The sequence below is a fragment of the Stenotrophomonas thermophila genome (genome assembly GCF_001499715.1).
GTDB classification, from domain to species: domain Bacteria; phylum Pseudomonadota; class Gammaproteobacteria; order Xanthomonadales; family Xanthomonadaceae; genus Stenotrophomonas; species Stenotrophomonas hibiscicola.
Map to the genome: position 1 here is coordinate 36,762 of NZ_CVIW01000017.1, position 17,836 is coordinate 54,597.

Genomic DNA, 17,836 nt, shown 5'->3' on the forward strand with positions numbered 1-17,836 from the left:
GCAAGCATCCAATTTCCTCCCCTATGGTGCAATCGATTGCATTGCTGTGAATCGTTGCGTTTGATACCGGTTGGGAGGCCGGAAGGTGGATGTCCATCCATTCGATCAGACCGGCTCCTTCGAGGGGGCTCACGCGGCGCGATGCGCTGCGCATGGCGATTGCTGGAGGCGTAGCTCTGGGTACTGCGGGAGCGTTGCCTGCATTCGCCACCACTGCACCGCTGAAGGGCAACCTGAAGCAGGCCGTGGCCCGCTGGACCTTCCCGCAGCTTTCAGTTGCCCAGCTCTGCGCGACGGTGAAGGACATCGGCTTTGCCGCGATCGACCTGGTCGGCCCCGAAGACTGGCCCACGCTGAAGGCCCATGGCGTCTACAGCTCGATGTGCAACGGCGCGGAGCTGGGCCTTACCAAGGGCTTTGCCGGCCGTGAGTTCCACGACCAGCTGGTAGAGCGCTACACGCGGCACATCGATCTGGTGGCCGATGCCGGTTACCGGAATCTCATCTGCTTCTCCGGCAACCGCAACGGTATGGACCCGCATGACGGCATGGCCAATGCCGAGGCTGGCCTCAAGCGCATCCTCGGGCATGCCGAGAAGCGCGGTGTGGTGCTGGTGATGGAGCTGCTCAACTCCAAGGTCGATCACCGCGACTACCTGTGCGACCACTCGGCCTGGGGCGTGGAGCTGTGCCAGCGGCTCGGCTCGGACAACTTCGGCCTGCTGTACGACATCTACCACATGCAGATCATGGAGGGCGACATCATCGCCACCATCGGCAAGCATCACGCCTGCTTCAAGCACTACCACACCGCAGGCGTGCCTGGCCGGCATGAGATCGGAGACCAGCAGGAGCTGAACTATGCAGCGATCTGCCGCGCGATCCGCGACACCGGTTTCAAGGGGTATCTGGCGCAGGAGTTCACGCCTGCCGCGCCCGATCCCGTTGCCTCATTGCGCGAGGCGATCCGCCTCTGCGACGTCTGAAACGATATCCACCCAGGTGAGAGACCCATGGCAGATAATCACTACGACGCCATTGTTGTTGGCTCGGGAATCAGTGGCGGCTGGGCAGCGAAGGAGCTGACCGAGAAGGGCCTGAAGGTCCTGATGCTGGAACGCGGGCGCAACATCGAGCACGTCAAGGACTACGTCAACGCGATGAAGGAGGCGTGGGATTTCCCGCACCGCAACCGGCCAACGCAGGCAATGAAGGCCGCGTTCCCGGTGCTGATGCGCGACTACGGGCTGGCTGAGAACCTGGAAGGGATGTGGGCCAACGAGCAGGACTCGCCCTACATCGAGACCAAGCGCTTCGACTGGTTCCGTGGCTACCACGTCGGTGGTCGTTCCTTGATGTGGGGGCGGCAGAGCTATCGCTTCTCCGATCTGGATTTCGAGGCCAACCTCAAGGACGGCATCGCCACCGATTGGCCAATCCGCTATGCCGACATCGCGCCGTGGTACGACCATGTAGAGAGGTTCGCCGGCATTGCCGGCACGCGCGAAGGACTGGACGTGTTGCCGGACGGCGAATTCCTGCCGCCGATTCCCTTGAACATCGTCGAGAAGGATGTGGCCGCGCGGATCAAGAAGGCCTTCGGCGGAACACGGCACATGATCCACTCGCGCACTGCCAACATCACCCAGCCGATGCCCGAGCAGGGCCGCGTGAACTGTCAGTACCGCAACAAGTGCATCCTGGGCTGTCCCTTCGGTGCCTATTTCTCGACCCAGTCGGCGACGCTGCCGGCGGCGATGAAGACCGGCAACCTGACCTTGCGGCCGTTCTCGATCGTCAAGGAAGTGCTCTACGACAAGGACCGCAAGCGTGCGCGCGGCGTGGAGGTCATCGACGCCGAAACAGGCCAGACCTACCAGTACACGGCCAAGGTCATCTTCCTCAATGCATCGTCCTTCAACTCGACCTGGCTGCTGATGAATTCGGCGACCGACGTCTGGGACGGGGGGCTGGGCTCTTCGTCGGGTGAGCTCGGGCACAACGTGATGGACCACCATTTCGGTGCGGGCGCCTCGGGCCGGGTCGAGGGCTACGAAGACAAGTACTACTTCGGTCGTCGTCCCTGCGGTTTCTACATTCCGCGGTTCCGCAACGTGGCCGCCGACAAGCGCGGCTACCTGCGCGGGTTCGGTTACCAGGGCGGTGCCAGCCGCACCGGCTGGTCGCGCGAGATCGCCGAGCTGAACATCGGTGCCGACCTGAAGGAGGCGCTGACCGTGCCGGGCGACTGGCGCATCGGTATGACCGGGTTCGGTGAAATGCTGCCGCACCACGACAATGCGATCCGCCTGGACCGCAACCGCAAGGACAAGTGGGGGCTGCCGGTGCTGGCGATGGATGTGTCCATGCGTGCCAACGAACTGGCGATGCGCAAGGACATGGCCGCCGATGCCGCCGAGATGCTGGAGGCGGCCGGGGTCAAGGACGTGAAGATGCACGACAACGACTATGCCCCGGGCAAGGGCATCCATGAGATGGGGACCGCGCGCATGGGACGTGATCGGAAGAGCTCGGTGTTGAACGTACACAACCAGGTCTGGGATGCGCCCAATGTCTATGTGACCGACGGTGCCTGCATGACTTCCAGCGCCTGCGTGAATCCCTCGCTGACGTACATGGCGTTGACGGCGCGTGCCGCCGACCATGCGGTGCGCGAACTGAAAGCGGGGAACCTCTGATGGATCGCCGCGAACTGCTGAAGATGATCGTCGCCGCCACCGGTGCGGCCATGGTTGGCCTGCCGGCGCTGGTGCAAGGGCGGGCGCCGGCCGCGGGGGCGATGCCCGCGTTCACCGATGCCGATATCGGCACGCTGGACGAGATCGCCGAGACCATCCTGCCGCGGACCCGGACACCCGGGGCGAAGGACGCGGGCGCCGGTGCGTTCATGGCGACGTTCGTCAGCGACTGCTACACCGCTCGCCAGCAGGCGGTGTTCCGTGCCGGCCTGGCCGACATCGACAAGCGTGCCGGTGGCCGCTTCCTGTCGCTCACGCCGGAGGCACGCACCGGGTTGCTGCGTACCCTGGATGCCGAAGCCAAGGCGCGCAATGCCGATGTGACCGAGACCGGTACGCCAGAAGAAGGCGAGGCGATGCCGCATTACTTCACGATGATCAAGCAACTGGCCATCTTCGGCTTCTTCACCTCCAAGGTCGGTGCGACCGGGGTGCTGCAATACGTCGCTGTGCCGGGACGTTACGACGGCGACCTTGCCTACGTTCCCGGTACGCCTGCATGGGGGACCAGCTGATGGACGACACCTGGATGATCCGCGCTCTGCTGGGCACCGCCGGCCTGCTTGCCGCTGCGACGGCATTCGCACAGGACGGTGCCGATGCTGCGCGTGACCCGAAGAAGACCGAGGTGTGGACGCCGGTGCCTGCGGTGGTGGCCACGCCACCGGGCAAGGCACCGTCGGACGCCATCGTGCTGTTCGATGGCAAGGATGTCTCGGCCTGGGAGGCGGAGCAGGGAGGGCGTGTACCCTGGAAGGTTGCCGATGGCGTCATGACCGTCGTTCCGGGCAGCAAGGGCATCCGCACCAGGCAACGCTTCTGCGATGTCCAGCTGCATGTCGAATGGCGTACCCCCACCGAGACGAAAGGCTTCGACGGCCAGAACCGGGGCAACAGCGGCATCTTCCTGCAGGAACTGTATGAGTTGCAGGTGCTCGACAGCTACAACAACCCGACGTATGCCAACGGCCAGGCGGGGTCGATCTACAAGCAGGCGATGCCGTTGGTGAACGCCTCGCGCGCACCGGGGCAGTGGCAGGCCTACGACATCATCTGGAAGGGACCGCGCTTCTCTCCGGGCGGTGGGCTGCTCTCGCCGGCGCGCATCACGGTGCTGCACAACGGTGTTCTGGTGCAGGACGATACGGCTGTGGCGGGCAGGACCGAGTACATCGGTCCTCCCTCCTACTCACCGCACGGATGTGCGCCGCTCTATCTGCAGGAGCATGACTCCAGGGTCAGCTACCGCAACATCTGGGTGCGCGAACTGTAGCGGCACGCGGCCGGCGTGGTCGCCGGCCGCCTACTTCGCCAGATAGCTGGCGAGGTCGTCGATCTCCTGCTGCGACAGCTGGGCAAAGGGCGGCATCAATCCTCCGCCCTTCCTGATCTTGTCCTTGATCTGGGCGGGCTGAAGCCGCTTGCCGACGTCGGTAAGCGCCGGGAAGGTCGGCGGTACGCCGGCGCGTTCAGCACCGTGGCAGGCAGTGCAGTGCTGGGCGTAGAGCTTCGCGCCGGCGGCCGGGTCGTCCTTGGCCCACGTTGCCGTCGCAACGCTCATGCCGCCCAGGGCGACGGCCACTGCCAGGATCATTTTCATGTGGGGCTCCTTCACGCGTCAGTGCTGTGCACGGGCGGGCACGTTGGCCGGCAGGTGTTCACGCAGGTAGTCCGCGCCGGTCTGGATCACCTTGGCCGGATCGCGTGGCTGGTCGTGTTCGACGATGTACCACTGCACGCCAGCGGTGGCGGCGGCCGGCAGGATCGCGTTCCAGTCCAGCACGCCCTGGCCGACCGCAGCGAAACCACCTTCGTCTTCGGCCTGGCCCTTGGGTGCATTGTCCTTGGCGTGTACCGCAAAAACGTGACCGCGGAACTTGCCAAGCATCACCGCCGGGTCCAGTCCCGCTCGCGCGACCCAGGCCAGGTCCAGTTCGGTCTTCAGATCGGGCCCGGCCGCTGCGAACAGCAGCTCCAGCCCGGTCTGACCGTCGAAGTCGGCCAGCTCGAAATCGTGGTTGTGATAGGCCAGCTGCATGCCCTTGCCGCGCACCTGTCTGGCGATCCGGCCCAGCTCCTGGCCCAATGCGGTCCAGCCGGCGGCATCGCGCGGACGGTCCTTCTGGTCCAGGTAGGGCACCACCAGTGTGGTGTTGCCGATCGAGCGGTTGAAGGCCACCACGCCATCGAGGTTGTCGCGCAGCTCGGCCAGCTGCACGTGCGACGAAACCGCCCTGATCGAGTACCGGTCCAGCAGTCGCTTCAGTTCCGCAGCGCTGACGTTCTGCGTTCCGACGGTCTCCACCGCGCGCACGCCCGCGTCGTGGACGATCTTCAGCTGCTGGTCGAGCGAGCCTGCATTGCGCAGGGTGTACATCTGCACCGCGATCGGCTTCTGCGTGGTGGCCGCTTCGTCTGCGAAGGCGGGCAGGGCAGCGAGCAGCAGGATGAGACCTGCACTTCTACGGAAAAGAGCTTTCATCAACAGATCCTCCCGGGATTCAACCGATGGCGGTCCAGGCGCGTGACCTGGCCGATGCAATGACGCGATCGACGATCCGCGCCGAGCGCAGGCCGTCTTCGAAGGTGGGCAGGCCTTCGAAGCGCTCGCCGTCAACGGCACGATAGGTGTCGGCGACGAACGCTTCGAAGCAGTGGCCGTAGCCCTGGGCATGCCCCGCTGGCAGCGGCGACAACCGGCGCTGTTCGGCACTGCCGGCACCCGGGCCGCGCACGAAGATTTCCTCGCGCTGCTCGGGCCTGCCGATCCACAGCCGCTCGGCATCCTCCTGGTTGAACGCCACGCTCGCATTGGCGCCATCGATCTCGAACCAGAGCCGGTTGTGGCGTCCGGCCGAGACCTGGCTGACCGTCAATGACGCCAGCGTGCCGGCGCCGGTCCTGAACATCGCTGCGGCCACGTCCTCGCTCTCGACCGCCTGCCTTGCGCCGCCTGTCGCCGGCGTGCTGAAGCTCTGGCCAGTGGTGGCGCTGCGCTCGGCGATGACCGTGGCGAACGCCGCGCTCGCTTCGGTGAAGCGTTCGCCACTGACCCATTCCACCAGGTCACACCAGTGCGAGCCGATGTCGGCGAACACGCGCGACGCGCCGCCCAGCGCCGGGTCAACCCGCCAGTTGTTGCTGGCCGGGTCCAGCAGCCAGTCCTGCAGGTAGCTGCCATGGATCAGGTGCAACGGCCCAAGTTCACCCTGCGCGATGCGTGCACGCGCCTCGCGGACCACCGGGTGGTAGCGGTAGACGAAGGGGACGGTGGCAACCAATCCGGTCGAGGCAGCCAGCGCCGCGAGCGCCCGTGCATCGTCCAGCGTCGTCGCCAACGGTTTCTCGCAGATCACGTGCTTGCCGGCTTCCAGCGCGGCCTGCGCCATCGCGCGGTGCAGGTGGTTGGGCGTGCAGATGTGCACGACCTGTACCTGGGGGTCAGCGACGACGTCATTGATATCGCGATAGGCGTGCGGGACATTCCACGCGTGTGCCACCTCGCTCGCGCGCTGTGGCGACGAGGCCAGTACGCCGCGTACCGCGGCGCCCGCCAGCAGTGCCGCGCGGCGATGCACCGCGCCGATCATGCCGGTACCAACGATGGCGATTCCAAGGTGGGGCATCGGCCGGTCTCCTCAGGGTGTGTACGGCGCTGCAGCAGTTGCCGGGCGGTCGCGGAACAACAGCAGGAAGGCGATCAGCACCACCAGTGCAACACCGGCCGGGAACAACCAGATCTGTTGCCAGTCCGGGCCTGCTGCGGTGGTGAAGTGCTCCACAACGGCACCGGACAGGAAGGTGCCGATCAGCATGCCCACGCCGTAGGTGGCCAGGGTGATGAAGCCCTGTGCGCTGCTGCGCGCGGCGGGGCCGGCATGGGCGTCGGTGTAGATCTGGCCGGTGACGAAGAAGAAGTCATAGCAGATGCCGTGCAGCACGATGCCCATCACCAGCAGCGGGAAACCGCCACCGGCATCGCCGAAGGCGAACAGGGCGTAGCGCACCACCCAGGCGGCCATGCCGACCGCCAGCATGGTCTTCACCCCCAGCCGCACGAACAGGAAGGGCATGGCCAGCATCAGCAGCACTTCGGACACCTGGCCCAGCGACTGCAGGCCGGCGGCGCCCTGCACGCCCAGGTCGTTGAGATACGGATTGGTGAAGTTGTAGTAGAACGACAGCGGAATGCAGATGGCGATGGAGGCCAGGAAGAACACCAGATAGGCACGCGATTTCAGCAGTCGCAACGAATCCAGCCCCAGGATCTGTCCCAGCCCGGCCTCGCGCTGCTGCGCCAGTGGTGGCGTGTGCGGCAGGGTGAACGCATACAGGCCCAGCACCAGCGATGCCGCAGCCGCCATCCGGAACGTCAGTTCAAGCCGATGCGCCTGTTCCCAGCCCAGCCAGCCGATCAGCACGCCTGCGACGATCCAGCCGACGCTGCCGGCCACGCGTACCAGCGGGAACTGCTTCTCCGGCGATTGCATATGCCGCATCGCCACGCTGTTGGCCAGGGCCAGCGTCGGCATGAACAGCAGCATGTAGCCCATGACGCACGCGGAAAACACGCTGAAACTGGTGGCGGTGGAAGCCAGCCACATCAGCACCGCGCCAGCCAGGTGCAGTACTGCCAGGATGCGCTGCGCCGCGAAATAGCGGTCCGCGATCAGGCCGACCAGGAACGGTGCCACGATGGCGCCGATGGACTGGCTGAGGAACGCGGTTGCCACCTGGCTCGCGCTGGCCTGCAAGGGGCCCTGCACAAGGTACGTCCCCAGGGTGACGAACCACGCCCCCCAGATGAAGAACTGCAGAAACATCATCGCGCCCAGGCGCGACATCGCGTGCGTCATGGCTTGCCCTCCCGGGGCGGAAATGGTTCAGATTCCCAGCATGCGGTGAAGTGATTCCAGATCCGTGCCGCTCCCGGCAAAATCGTCGAAGGCGCGTTCGGTTACATGGATGATGTGATCGCGGATGAAGGCGGCGCCCTCGCGTGCACCGTCTTCCGGGTGCTTCAGGCAGCACTCCCATTCCAGTACCGCCCAGCCCGGGAAGTCGTACTGCGCGAATCTGGAGAAGATCGCCTTGAAGTCGATCTGGCCATCACCGAGTGAACGGAACCGGCCCGGGCGATCGATCCAGTCCTGGTAGCCGCCATACACGCCGCTGCGCGCGCTGGGGCGGTACTCCGCGTCCTTCACGTGGAAGACGCCGATGCGCGCGTGGTAGCGATCGATGAAACCGAGGTAGTCCATCTGCTGCAGCAGCAGGTGGCTGGGGTCGTACAGGATCTTCGCTCGCGGGTGGTGATCGACCACGTCAAGGAAGCGCTCGAAGGTTGCGCCATCGTGCAGGTCCTCGCCCGGGTGGAGCTCGAAGCACAGGTCCACGCCACAGGTGTCGAAGACATCCAGGATCGGTCGCCAGCGGCGGCCGAGTTCGGCGAAGGCTTCTTCCACCAGGCCCGGCGGGCGCTGCGGCCACGGATAGAAATAGGGCCAGGCCAGTGCGCCGGAGAAGGTGGCATGCGCGGCCAGCCCCAGGCGCTGGCTGGCCTGAGCCCCCAGCCGCAGCTGCTCCACCGCCCACGCCTGGCGCGCCGGCGGGTTGCCGCGCACGTTCGCCGGGGCGAATCCGTCGAACAGGCTGTCGTAGGCAGGATGGACCGCGACCAGCTGCCCCTGCAGATGGGTAGACAATTCGGTGATCTGAACGCCGTAACCGGCCAGCATGCCGGCAATGTCGTCGCAGTACGCCTGGCTGCGTGCCGCCTCGGCCAGATCGAACAGGCGGGGCGCGGAGGTGGGAACTTGTACGCCAGAATAGCCCAGACCCGCGGCCCATCCGGCCAGCGTGTCCAGCCGATCAAAAGGAGCTGTGTCGCCGATGAACTGCGCCAGGAACAGCGCTGGACCCTTGAGCGTCTTCAACGTGATTCGCCCTCGATGCAATCGATTGCATTATCCTAGCAGGGGCGCACGCAGGACCTGTTGTGCACTGCACAGCGGACGGGAGAACTAACGCCATGGCCACCATCTACGACATCGCAAAGCACGTCGGCGTCTCCGCCGGCACGGTGTCGCGGGCACTGTCCCGGCCGGACAAGGTCCTGCCGGCCACACGTGCGCGCATCGAGCAGGCGGCCGCCGCGCTGGGCTATGTGCCCAACACGGTGGCCCGCACGCTCAAGACCCACCGCAGCGGCAAGATCCTGGTCACCGTCCCGGACATTGCCAATCCGTTCTTCGCCCAGATCCTGCAGGGCGCGGAGGACGCAGCGCAGGCGGTCGGCTACGCGGTCCTGCTGGGGGATACCCAGCATCAACCGGACCGCGAGGAGCGCTACGCGCAGATGCTCCGGCGCAACGAGGCCGACGGCATGATCGTGCTGGGGCATCGCCTGCCACCTACGGCGCGTGACATCGTTGAGCAACGCGGTTCCGCCGCGCCGGTGGTCAACGGCTGTGAATTCGATCCCGCACTGGGGATTCCCAGCGTCCACATCGACAATGCCGCCGCCGCGCGCACGGTGATGGAACACCTGTATGGACTGGGACACGAACGGATCGCGGTGGTGGGAGGACCCCCCGACAATCCGCTGCACCAGCAACGGATGGAAGGAGTCCGGGCGGCGGGCAAGGCGCGTGGGCGCCTGCGCCAGCTGAACATCATGCCGGGTGACTTTTCGGTGGAGTCCGGCCATGCAGCTGCGATGTCGATGTTGGCCGTCGCGCCGGTGCCGACTGCGGTCTTCTGTTTCAGCGACCAGATGGCGCTGGGCACTCTCGCTGCCTGCCGGGAGCTGGGCATCCGCGTGCCGGAGGACCTGTCCATCGTCGGCTTTGACGACCTGGCCTCGTCGCGCTACCTCACGCCGCCGCTGACGACGATCAGGCAGCCGATGCGGCAGATTGGCGAGCGCGCGGTCAACCTGCTGCTCGCCATCATCGAACAGGTCGATGTGCCGCTGCAGCAGACGCTGGAGTTCAGCTTCATGCTGCGCGGTTCCACGGCGGCCCCCAGGGGCGGGTGAACACCGCGCCACGGGGCGCCGCCTTGATCCCGAATTGACGCGAACCTGTCAGACTCACCGGCAGCCAGCCCGGCAAGGGCCGTAGCAGCAGGTGCGATCGCGCAGGAGGGGCAATGCCATTCTTCACCGATTCGGCGGAAGGCGCGGTCGAAGGCATTGGCGCGGCACGTCGCATCGGCTGGATGCGTTTTGTCGGCAATGGACTGGGGGCGATCCCCATCGCGTCGATCATCCTCGAACGGCAGAATGGCGGATGGGCGTGGGTCCTGCTGCTGCTCAACGCGCTGGCGTGGCCCGCGCTGGCGCTGCTGCTGACCCGGCGCTCCCGCCAGCCGGCGCGCGTCCAGTTCCGCTGCATGGTGGCCGATTCCCTGTTCGGCGGCGGCTGGATCGCATTCATGGCGCTCAGTGCCGTGCCCAGCGCGCTGTTTGCCGCGCTGCTGGTGGCCGACAAGATCGCAGCCGGTGGCGTGCGCCTGGCGACGCGCGCCACGTTGGCGCTGCTGCTGGGCTTCGCACTCACCTGGTGGGTGCTCGGCTTCCCATTCCAGCCGGTGACCTCGCAACGCACGATCATGCTGAGCATCCCGTTCCTGTTCGTGTATGGCATCGGGCTGAGCATTCTCAGCTGGCAGCTGGCCCGTCGGGTGAAATCGCAGAACCGCCAGTTGAAGCGGCTGAGCCGGATGGACCCGCTGGTGGAGCTGGCCAACCGCGGCTTCCTGATCGTCCGCGCGCAGCAGGCACTGGACAAGGCGCAGGGTCAGGGTGGTTTCGCCTGCCTGCTGATGCTTGATGTGGATGACTTCAAGCGCATCAATGACTCGCATGGTCATCGTGCCGGGGACGAAGTGCTGCGCCATATCGCATCCACCTTGCGCGCCTTCGCCAGGCCCGGTGATACCCCTGCGCGGCTGGGAGGCGACGAGTTCGTGGTGCTGCTGCACGACTGTGCGCCCATCGATGCGATGCAGGTGGCCGAGCGGGTCCGCCTGCAGCTGCTGGAAGCAGCACGGCAGGCAACACCGGGCATCGAGTTCAGCGTCAGCATCGGCATCGCGGCAACGCCGCGCGGTGGCAGCGTCGAGGACTGGCTGGCACTGGCCGACCGTGCGCTCTACCACGCCAAGCGCCAGGGCAAGAACAACGCCAGCTATGGCGAATAGTGGGCCGGGGGCGGTGGGCATACCGCAGAACGAGGGCGTAGCGCTCGTCCATGCTGTACCCGGAATCATCGCCACCAATCCTCTACCATGGGCCACCCCGCCCGGACGCACCGCCCATGCAAGACGCCCTCGTTGCACAGCCCAAGCCCCCCGTTGCGCGGATCGCGGCGTGGTTGATGATGCTGCTGGGCATGTGGCTGGCGTTGAAGCTGGGCCTGGTGGTGACCCTGCTGTCGGGGCTGCTGGTGTTCCAGCTGACCCACGTGCTGGCCTCCACCGTGGAAGGCAAGCTGCCGCCGGGACGAGCGCGGGCGATCGCGGTGATCGTATTGTCGGCCATCATCATCAGCGCGCTGGTATTGGCCGGCATCGGCGTGGCCTCGTTCTTCCGCAATGAGACCGGCGGCCCGGACGCGCTGCTGGCGCGCCTGATGGAGATCCTCAATACCTCGCGGCACCAGGTGCCGGCGCTGCTGCAACCCTACATTCCCGAAGACATGCCGGCGCTGCGCGCGGCGCTGAACGACTGGGCCGCCGAGCACCAGCGCCAGCTGGGCGTGGCCGGTACCTCGGTGGTGCAGGTGGGCGTGCGCGTGCTGATCGGCATGGTGCTGGGTGCGATGATCGCGCTGTACGACGAACTTCCCGTGCCCAAGATGGGGCCGTTGGCGCAGGAGCTGATCGGGCGCACCAGCCGCCTGGCCACCGCATTCCGCCAGGTGGTGTTCGCACAGGTGAAGATCTCGCTGCTCAACACCGTGTTCACCGCGATCTTCCTGCTGGGCGTGCTGCCGCTGTTCGGTGTGCACCTGCCGCTGTCCAAGACCCTGGTGTTGATCACCTTCGTCGCCGGCCTGCTGCCGGTGGTGGGCAACATCATTTCCAACACGATCATCACCATCGTTGCGCTGTCTGTCTCGTTCTACGTGGCAGTGGCGGCGCTGCTGTACCTGATCGTGATCCACAAGCTGGAGTACTTCCTCAATGCGCGCATCGTCGGCGGTGAAATCCAGGCCCGCGCCTGGGAGCTGCTGCTGGCCATGCTGGTGATGGAGGCGGCGTTCGGCCTGCCCGGCCTGGTGGCGGCGCCGGTGTTCTATGCCTACGTGAAGCGCGAACTGGTCGACCAGCGCTGGATCTGACCCGGCGTAACCTGTCGCATCTGATCGGCTGGCGTCGGGGCGCCGGCATTGTCGGCGTTCGCGCGCGCTGCGCTATATCCCCCCCGCGGATCGGGCGGCACTGGCTTGGCGCCGCCGGAGCCGGTCGCTACAGTGAGCCGCACTTCAGGGGAATTCTGCATGGCCGGCAAGGTATCGCCCATCAGGTTGCGGACCTGGGTCTGGATCCTGGCTGGGCTGTTTGTCGTGTGCACGTTGCCGTTGATGGCCATCGCCCTGGTCCAGGGAACACTGCGCTACACCGACGCCGAAGGCAACCTGGCCAGCCTGCGGCAGCTGCGGCAGACCTTCATCTTGCCAACCTGGCTTCGGCCGAGCGAGGCCCGGCCAACAGCCTGCTGGGGGCTGACCCGGCCGATGCCGCCGAACAGGCACGGCTGGCTGCGCAGCTGGCGGCCGCACGCCAGCGGGTCGACACTGCCCTGCTGCAGCTGGAGACCGTGTTCAAGGATGACCCGGGCGTGTACGACGAGCATCGCCTGCTGGCCAGCGCGCAGCGTCGCCTGAAGTCGGCGCGGGCTGCGGTCGATCATGTCGCGGCGCAACCGCATGACGCACGCCGTGTGGAGGAGGTGGAGCGTGCGATCAGCGGCATGTTCGCGGTGGTTGACCGCCTGCATCTGCTGACCTCGGCGCAGATCAACGCGCTGGTCAGTGCCGACCGTGAGGCGGCGATTCCGGCAATGCAGGGCCAGCTGTTGTTCGATCTTCGCGAGCATGGTGGCCGCCTGGCCTCGAACGTGATGGCGCCGGTGGCGGTACCGGGGGCGTGGCGCGAGGAACAGGTGCGCGCTGCGCTGCAGACCGAGGGCCGCCTGCTGGAGCTGTGGCGGTTGGCGAGCAGCCACGAGTCGGTGTTCCGCAGCGACCCGGAATTGTCCTGGCACTGGGACATGGCGCGGCGGCAGCTCTTCGGTGAGTCACTGCCGATGATCGAGCAGCTGATCGAGGACGGCCGCCGTGGCGTGCCGCCGTCGTGGACCGCCGCCGCGTTCACCAATCGCTACGTGCCGACCCTGCAGTCGCTGGAGGCGCTGCGCGATGGCTACCTGAGCGTGTCCATCGCCCGCTTAGAACGCAGTCGCAACCGTGAGGCCATGCGCCTGGCCGTGCTGGTGGCTACCGCGCTGGGCACGCTGGTGGTGCTGGGCATGGCCCTGCGCATTGCGCACCTGCAGATCCTGCAGCCACTGCTGCAGGCGCAGCAGCAGGTGATCCAGCTTGCCTCGGATACCCCCGGTCCGGAGCGGAATGTCACCCACCCGCTGGCCGAGATGCAGCGCCTGTTCGATGCCATCGAAGTGCTGCGTGAGAAATCGCGCGAGCGTTCGGCGTTGACCAGCGAGCTGCGCCAGCTGGCCGGTACCGACCAACTGACCGGGCTGTTGAATCGGCGCGCGCTGGATGAGGTGGTGCAGCGGAGACATGCGGGGGGCGAGGCAAGCGCCGTGGTGATCCTGCTGGACGTGGATCGCTTCAAGGCCATCAACGATGGCCATGGCCATGAAGCCGGCGACGAAGTGCTGGTGCAGGTGGCGCAGTTGCTGCGGCACCACCTGCGGCGCAGCGACAACATCGCCCGCTATGGTGGCGAGGAGTTCCTGGTGCTGCTGGCCGACGGTGATCTGGCCGGCGGGCGCCAGCTGGCTGAATCATTGCGATTGGCGCTTCAGCAGATGGACATCGCGCTGGCCGGGGGCATCGTGCTGCGCGTGACCGCCAGTTTCGGGGTGGCCACGGGCGGCACCGATGCGCTGGGCTGGCGCAGCCTGCTGCGTGCCGCCGATGCGGCCATGTACCAGGCCAAGGCACAGGGGCGTGACCGGGTACGGTGCGGGGACGGTCGCATCACGCGCTGATGGCACGCGTCAGCCAATGCGTGCATGCACCCGTCGCAGCGTCTGCAGGATCGCCCGACGCGAGATGGGGCGTGCAGCTGCTGCAAACGCAGGTGGTGTGGTGATCAGCGCGTCACGCACGCGCCACGCGCCCTATCTCGTTTTCTGTGAAGAAGTCGCCATGGACCTTCCACGCTTCGGTCACCGCTCTGCGCAGACGCTGGGATTCCACTTGATGAAGGACGACACCATGACCCAGCTCACCCTGCCCGAACTGGCCAGGAAGATGGCCGACATCGATTTCACCATGCTGCAGACCCGCGCCGGCGGAGAAATTGCCGGTCGTCCGATGAGCAACAACGGTGACGTGGACTACGACGGTGACAGCTGGTTCTTCACTACGGAAGACACCGACATGGTGCACGAGATTGAGGCTGACCCCGCCGTTGCGCTGGGTTTTTCCGGCAGCAAGTCGCTGCTGGGCAAGCCGCCGTTGTTCGTGCACGTGCAGGGAAGGGCGGCGCTGGTGCGCGATCGCGCTGTGATGCGCGAGCACTGGGTGAAGGATCTTGAGCGCTGGTTCCAGCAGGGCGTGGATACACCGGGGCTGGTGCTGATTCACGTGCGCGCCAGCCGCATCCACTATTGGGATGGCGAGGACCAGGGCGAAATGGCCGTCTGACCCGGCAGCGGGAGGCTGGCGGCCATCGCGGCCATTGCGCGGCGCGCCAGGCCTTTGCCATCCTCCCCGCTGTTTTCCGTAGCGTGGAATCCCGATGCGTCCTGCGTTCTTCTGGCTGGCTTTGGCCCTGCTGCCCACACTGGTGGTGGCGCAACCCGCGCGTGCGCCCAAGGCCAAGGCCCCGGCGCAGGATCCCTTCAGCGAGCTGTTCGATACCGCCTGCATGCAGCACATCGGGGCCCCGGCGCGGTTGCAGTCGCTGATGGAATCCAATGGGCTGTCGCCGCTGCAGCCGGCCGAAGCCGCCACGCTGTTGCAGGGGCAATCGGGCGTGGCGTGGATGGTGCCGCTGGCCAGTGGCCGCTATGCGGTGAGCTGGGCTGACGATGGAACGTGTACGGTCTACGCCGAGAAGGCCGACGCGGCGGTGGTGCAGAAGGGGTTTGCCCGGTTGGTGCAGGCCGCACCGAAGCCGTTGCAGGTACGGTCGCTGCCAGGGCGTGGGCCACTGTCGGCCGATCAGGTGGCCATCCAGTACGGCTGGGCTACGCCGGGGCAGGGCAAACTGCAGGTGCGCTTCCGCCTGGTCACGCGGCAGGCGGCCGAAGCCGGAGTGCAGGCCATGGCCTCGGCCGCCCCTGGCGAAGCGATGCAGGCACAGGGCGCACCTGGGCCCTGACAGGGGCGACGCTCGCGATTCAGCCTTTCACGCGGCATGTGATATATCGTTTATCGATAAATCCACCCCGGGGCGGCGAGGCCACCCCAATGCCGGAGGCCGCTTGACCGCTCGTCCCGCCCGCGCCAGACCCGCGCGAGGCTTGTTCACCCTGGCCCTGGCGGCCGTACAGGCCGTCAGGGCGATGTGCTGGCTGGGCATCCTGGCCGCGCTGCTGGCCGTGCCGCTGGTCGCCCACGACCGCCGCTGGCTGCTCGACAGCGTGCATGACGCTGCGGCTGTCGCCGCGCATGGCAATGACCTGTTCCTGCATTTCTGCCTGGGCCTGGGCGCGATCGTCGCGCTGCTGGTGCTGTGCCTGATGTTCCTGCGCCACCTGCTGCGGCTGCTGAAGTCGGCGGCGCGCGAGCGGCCGTTCACCCACGCCAACGCACAGCGCCTGCAGCGCATGGCCTGGCTGATGCTGGCGATGGAGCTGCTGTCGATCCTGATCGGCGCCTACGCGGCCTGGATGGGCCCGGATTTCACCTGGATGGAGGTCGGCGGTGGCATGTCGATCACTGGCTTGGTGGCCGTGCTGATGCTGTTCGTGCTGGCGCGCGTCTTCGCCGTGGGTGCCGCGATGCGCGATGACCTCGACGGTGTCATCTGATGGCAATCGTCATTACCCTGGACCGCATGCTGCAGGAAAGGGGCATGACCCTGTCCGAGCTGGCCGGGCGCATCGACATCACCCTGGCCAACCTGTCGATCCTGAAGACCGGCAAGGCGCGCGCCATCCGCTTTTCCACCCTTGATGCGATCTGCCGCGAGCTGCAGTGCACGCCCGGTGACCTGCTCGGGCACGACCCGGCGCAGGCACAGGACGCTGACTGAGCGGTCGCTCTTTTCCCTTGCCTACTGACGAAACGGACCTGAAATGGAATGGTTGGCTGACCCCTCGATCTGGATGGGCCTTGCAACCCTGGTCGTGCTGGAGATCGTTCTCGGCATCGACAACCTGGTGTTCATCGCGATCCTTGCCGACAAGCTACCGCCGCACCAGCGCGACCGCGCACGGGTGATCGGCCTGGCGCTGGCCTTGCTGATGCGGCTGGTGCTGTTGGCCGCACTGGCCTGGATCATGAAACTGACCGCGCCGCTGCTGACGCTGTTCGACCACAGCTTTTCCGGGCGTGACCTGATCCTGTTGGGCGGTGGCCTGTTCCTGCTGTTCAAGGGCACCATGGAACTGCACGAACGGCTGGAAGGCCGCGAACACCACGAGGACGGCAAGAAGGTCTACGCCAGCTTCGCAATGGTGGTGGCGCAGATCGTGGTGCTCGACGCGGTGTTCTCGCTGGACTCGGTGATCACCGCGGTCGGCATGGTCGACAACCTCGGCGTGATGTATGCGGCCGTGACGATCGCCATGGCGCTGATGCTGCTGGCCAGCAAGCCGCTGACCCGCTTCGTCAACAAGCATCCCACCGTGGTGGTGCTGTGCCTGGGCTTCCTGCTGATGATCGGCTTCAGCCTGGTGGCCGAAGGACTGGGCTACAAGATCCCCAAGGGCTACCTGTACGCGGCGATCGCCTTCTCGATCCTGGTCGAGGCGTTCAACCAGTGGGTGCGTTTCAACCGCGAGCGCAACGAGCGCCGCCTGCCGTTCCGCCAGCGCACCGCCGATGCCGTGCTGCGCATGCTGGGCGCGCGCCCGGCCAATGGTCACGACGATGAAGGGGGGGACGGGCAGGTGGACGCTGAAGAGCGCTTGCAGCCGGCCGAACACGAGATGATCCGCAGCGTGCTGGGCCTGGCCGATCGCCCGGTGTCGAGCGTGATGACGGTGCGTGCCGACGTGCAGTGGATCGACCTGGCGCGTGGGCAGCAGGATGTGGTGGCACGCCTGGTGGCGTCGCCGCACACCCGCCTGCTGGTGGGTGAGGGTGACCTGGACAGCCTGCGTGGCGTGGTGCAGAGCCGCGACCTGCTGGCCGACCTGCTGCAGGGGAGGCCGCTGCAGTTGGAGGGCAACCTGCGCGAGCCGCAGTACGTGCTGTCCAGTGCCAGCGCGCTGCAGGCGCTGGAACTGATCCGCCAGCATCCGGTGCCGTTGGCGGTGGCGGTGGACGAGTACGGCAGCGTGGAAGGCCTGGTGACCGCCAACGACCTGCTGGCGGCCATTGCCGGTGACCTGGTCGATACCCAGGACGAGCGCTATGGCGTGGTCGCGCAGGGCGAGGACCAATGGGAGGCCGACGGTGCGCTGACTCTGGACGACCTGCAGCGGCTGGCCGGCGTATCGCTGCCGCGCAGTGCCGACTACATGACCATCTCCGGGCTGGTGCTGGAGCAGTTGGGTCGGCTGCCGGACATCGGCGATGTGCTGGAGGTGGCCGGCGTGCGCATCACTGTGCTTGCGATGGAGAAGCGCCGCATTGCCCGCCTGCGGTTGGAGCGTCTGGGGCATCCGTAGCGTCGAGCCATGCTTGACGGCTTCCTGAGTAGCC

General features: G+C 66.5%; 18 protein-coding genes and 1 pseudogene. 13 read left to right on the forward strand and 6 right to left on the reverse strand.

Translation table 11 applies throughout. The features are described 5' to 3' along the window. Positions 1-89 precede the first annotated feature (89 nt). The 4 genes from BN1263_RS09770 to BN1263_RS09785 are packed head-to-tail and all read left to right on the forward strand — an operon-like array spanning position 90 to position 4,032. Positions 90-986, forward strand: a complete 897-nt coding sequence (locus BN1263_RS09770) for a hydroxypyruvate isomerase family protein (protein ID WP_058980791.1) — start codon at positions 90-92, stop codon at positions 984-986. A 27-nt stretch (positions 987-1,013) separates the two neighbouring features. Further along, entirely contained in the window at positions 1,014-2,699 is a 1,686-nt protein-coding gene (locus tag BN1263_RS09775; protein WP_058980793.1) for a GMC oxidoreductase, read from the forward strand. Beyond that, a complete protein-coding gene (locus BN1263_RS09780; RefSeq protein ID WP_058980795.1) occupies positions 2,699-3,274 on the forward strand; it encodes a gluconate 2-dehydrogenase subunit 3 family protein in 576 nt (191 codons plus the stop codon). The genes BN1263_RS09775 and BN1263_RS09780 overlap by 1 nt, the downstream gene beginning before the upstream one ends. Next, entirely contained in the window at positions 3,259-4,032 is a 774-nt protein-coding gene (locus BN1263_RS09785) for a 3-keto-disaccharide hydrolase (protein ID WP_058980797.1), read from the forward strand. The genes BN1263_RS09780 and BN1263_RS09785 overlap by 16 nt, the downstream gene beginning before the upstream one ends. A 30-nt stretch (positions 4,033-4,062) precedes the next feature. Here BN1263_RS09785 and BN1263_RS09790 read toward each other — a convergent pair whose 3' ends face one another. From BN1263_RS09790 to BN1263_RS09810, 5 genes are read right to left on the reverse strand one after another with little or no spacing between them, the layout of a single operon-like run. Further along, entirely contained in the window at positions 4,063-4,359 is a 297-nt protein-coding gene (locus BN1263_RS09790; RefSeq protein WP_058980799.1) for a c-type cytochrome, read from the reverse strand. Positions 4,360-4,377: 18 nt separating this feature from the next. Beyond that, positions 4,378-5,241, reverse strand: coding sequence for a sugar phosphate isomerase/epimerase family protein (locus tag BN1263_RS09795; protein ID WP_058980801.1), 864 nt, complete (start codon positions 5,239-5,241; stop codon positions 4,378-4,380). A 19-nt stretch (positions 5,242-5,260) separates the two neighbouring features. Next, positions 5,261-6,385: a Gfo/Idh/MocA family protein gene (locus tag BN1263_RS09800; RefSeq protein WP_058980803.1), complete on the reverse strand. Its 1,125-nt coding sequence runs from the start codon at positions 6,383-6,385 to the stop codon at positions 5,261-5,263. Between the two features lie 12 nt (positions 6,386-6,397). Then, positions 6,398-7,615, reverse strand: coding sequence for a nucleoside permease (locus BN1263_RS09805; RefSeq protein ID WP_058980807.1), 1,218 nt, complete (start codon positions 7,613-7,615; stop codon positions 6,398-6,400). A gap of 27 nt (positions 7,616-7,642) precedes the next feature. Beyond that, entirely contained in the window at positions 7,643-8,695 is a 1,053-nt protein-coding gene (locus BN1263_RS09810) for a sugar phosphate isomerase/epimerase family protein (RefSeq protein WP_058980810.1), read from the reverse strand. 95 nt (positions 8,696-8,790) lie between these two features. Here BN1263_RS09810 and BN1263_RS09815 point away from each other — a divergent pair, with 95 nt between their 5' ends. The 3 genes from BN1263_RS09815 (at position 8,791) to BN1263_RS09825 (ending at position 12,106) form a co-directional block, all read left to right on the forward strand. Then, complete coding sequence (locus BN1263_RS09815; protein WP_058980811.1) at positions 8,791-9,798, forward strand: LacI family DNA-binding transcriptional regulator; 1,008 nt, start codon at positions 8,791-8,793, stop codon at positions 9,796-9,798. Between the two features lie 113 nt (positions 9,799-9,911). Continuing rightward, entirely contained in the window at positions 9,912-10,964 is a 1,053-nt protein-coding gene (locus tag BN1263_RS09820) for a sensor domain-containing diguanylate cyclase (protein ID WP_058980814.1), read from the forward strand. A 116-nt stretch (positions 10,965-11,080) separates the two neighbouring features. Then, positions 11,081-12,106 (forward strand): AI-2E family transporter, encoded by a 1,026-nt coding sequence (locus tag BN1263_RS09825; RefSeq protein WP_019659360.1) that lies wholly within the window; start codon positions 11,081-11,083, stop codon positions 12,104-12,106. Here the strand turns inward: BN1263_RS09825 and BN1263_RS20690 are convergent. Further along, positions 12,067-12,357: a hypothetical protein gene (locus BN1263_RS20690; protein WP_186008962.1), complete on the reverse strand. Its 291-nt coding sequence runs from the start codon at positions 12,355-12,357 to the stop codon at positions 12,067-12,069. The genes BN1263_RS09825 and BN1263_RS20690 overlap by 40 nt on opposite strands. On the opposite strand from BN1263_RS20690, the pseudogene BN1263_RS09830 reads away from it, so the two are divergent. The 6 genes and pseudogenes from BN1263_RS09830 to BN1263_RS09855 all read left to right on the forward strand — a co-directional run bounded on the left by BN1263_RS09830 (position 12,266) and on the right by BN1263_RS09855 (position 17,802). Beyond that, a pseudogene (locus tag BN1263_RS09830) lies at positions 12,266-14,004 on the forward strand (GGDEF domain-containing protein). The gene BN1263_RS20690 and the pseudogene BN1263_RS09830 overlap by 92 nt on opposite strands. A gap of 229 nt (positions 14,005-14,233) precedes the next feature. Further along, entirely contained in the window at positions 14,234-14,665 is a 432-nt protein-coding gene (locus BN1263_RS09835) for a pyridoxamine 5'-phosphate oxidase family protein (protein WP_186008961.1), read from the forward strand. Between the two features lie 94 nt (positions 14,666-14,759). Then, on the forward strand, positions 14,760-15,344 hold the full coding sequence (locus tag BN1263_RS09840; RefSeq protein WP_058980816.1) for an NMCC_0638 family (lipo)protein: 585 nt from the start codon (positions 14,760-14,762) through the stop codon (positions 15,342-15,344). 184 nt (positions 15,345-15,528) lie between these two features. Then, positions 15,529-15,996, forward strand: coding sequence for a DUF2975 domain-containing protein (locus tag BN1263_RS09845; RefSeq protein ID WP_026346953.1), 468 nt, complete (start codon positions 15,529-15,531; stop codon positions 15,994-15,996). Further along, positions 15,996-16,220 carry a helix-turn-helix domain-containing protein gene (locus BN1263_RS09850; protein ID WP_005408494.1) on the forward strand — a complete coding sequence of 75 codons (225 nt, stop codon included), beginning with the start codon at positions 15,996-15,998 and terminating at the stop codon, positions 16,218-16,220. The genes BN1263_RS09845 and BN1263_RS09850 overlap by 1 nt, the downstream gene beginning before the upstream one ends. Before the next feature lie 43 nt (positions 16,221-16,263). Continuing rightward, complete coding sequence (locus BN1263_RS09855; protein WP_058980818.1) at positions 16,264-17,802, forward strand: TerC family protein; 1,539 nt, start codon at positions 16,264-16,266, stop codon at positions 17,800-17,802. Positions 17,803-17,836: the final 34 nt, after the last annotated feature.

What these genes read in the sequence shown, in the direction of transcription:
- BN1263_RS09790 (WP_058980799.1), bottom strand. Translation starts at nt 4,359, where the DNA reads ATGAAAATGATCCTGGCAGTGGCCGTCGCCCTGGGCGGCATGAGCGTT.
- BN1263_RS09850 (WP_005408494.1), top strand. Translation starts at nt 15,996, where the DNA reads ATGGCAATCGTCATTACCCTGGACCGCATGCTGCAGGAAAGGGGCATG.
- BN1263_RS09770 (WP_058980791.1), top strand. Translation starts at nt 90, where the DNA reads ATGTCCATCCATTCGATCAGACCGGCTCCTTCGAGGGGGCTCACGCGG.
- BN1263_RS09820 (WP_058980814.1), top strand. Translation starts at nt 9,912, where the DNA reads ATGCCATTCTTCACCGATTCGGCGGAAGGCGCGGTCGAAGGCATTGGC.
- BN1263_RS09780 (WP_058980795.1), top strand. Translation starts at nt 2,699, where the DNA reads ATGGATCGCCGCGAACTGCTGAAGATGATCGTCGCCGCCACCGGTGCG.
- BN1263_RS09840 (WP_058980816.1), top strand. Translation starts at nt 14,760, where the DNA reads ATGCGTCCTGCGTTCTTCTGGCTGGCTTTGGCCCTGCTGCCCACACTG.
- BN1263_RS09815 (WP_058980811.1), top strand. Translation starts at nt 8,791, where the DNA reads ATGGCCACCATCTACGACATCGCAAAGCACGTCGGCGTCTCCGCCGGC.
- BN1263_RS09825 (WP_019659360.1), top strand. Translation starts at nt 11,081, where the DNA reads ATGCAAGACGCCCTCGTTGCACAGCCCAAGCCCCCCGTTGCGCGGATC.
- BN1263_RS09805 (WP_058980807.1), bottom strand. Translation starts at nt 7,615, where the DNA reads ATGACGCACGCGATGTCGCGCCTGGGCGCGATGATGTTTCTGCAGTTC.
- BN1263_RS09785 (WP_058980797.1), top strand. Translation starts at nt 3,259, where the DNA reads ATGGGGGACCAGCTGATGGACGACACCTGGATGATCCGCGCTCTGCTG.
- BN1263_RS20690 (WP_186008962.1), bottom strand. Translation starts at nt 12,357, where the DNA reads ATGGCCATCAACGGCAACGTGCACACGACAAACAGCCCAGCCAGGATC.
- BN1263_RS09845 (WP_026346953.1), top strand. Translation starts at nt 15,529, where the DNA reads ATGTGCTGGCTGGGCATCCTGGCCGCGCTGCTGGCCGTGCCGCTGGTC.
- BN1263_RS09800 (WP_058980803.1), bottom strand. Translation starts at nt 6,385, where the DNA reads ATGCCCCACCTTGGAATCGCCATCGTTGGTACCGGCATGATCGGCGCG.
- BN1263_RS09775 (WP_058980793.1), top strand. Translation starts at nt 1,014, where the DNA reads ATGGCAGATAATCACTACGACGCCATTGTTGTTGGCTCGGGAATCAGT.
- BN1263_RS09855 (WP_058980818.1), top strand. Translation starts at nt 16,264, where the DNA reads ATGGAATGGTTGGCTGACCCCTCGATCTGGATGGGCCTTGCAACCCTG.
- BN1263_RS09795 (WP_058980801.1), bottom strand. Translation starts at nt 5,241, where the DNA reads ATGAAAGCTCTTTTCCGTAGAAGTGCAGGTCTCATCCTGCTGCTCGCT.
- BN1263_RS09835 (WP_186008961.1), top strand. Translation starts at nt 14,234, where the DNA reads ATGACCCAGCTCACCCTGCCCGAACTGGCCAGGAAGATGGCCGACATC.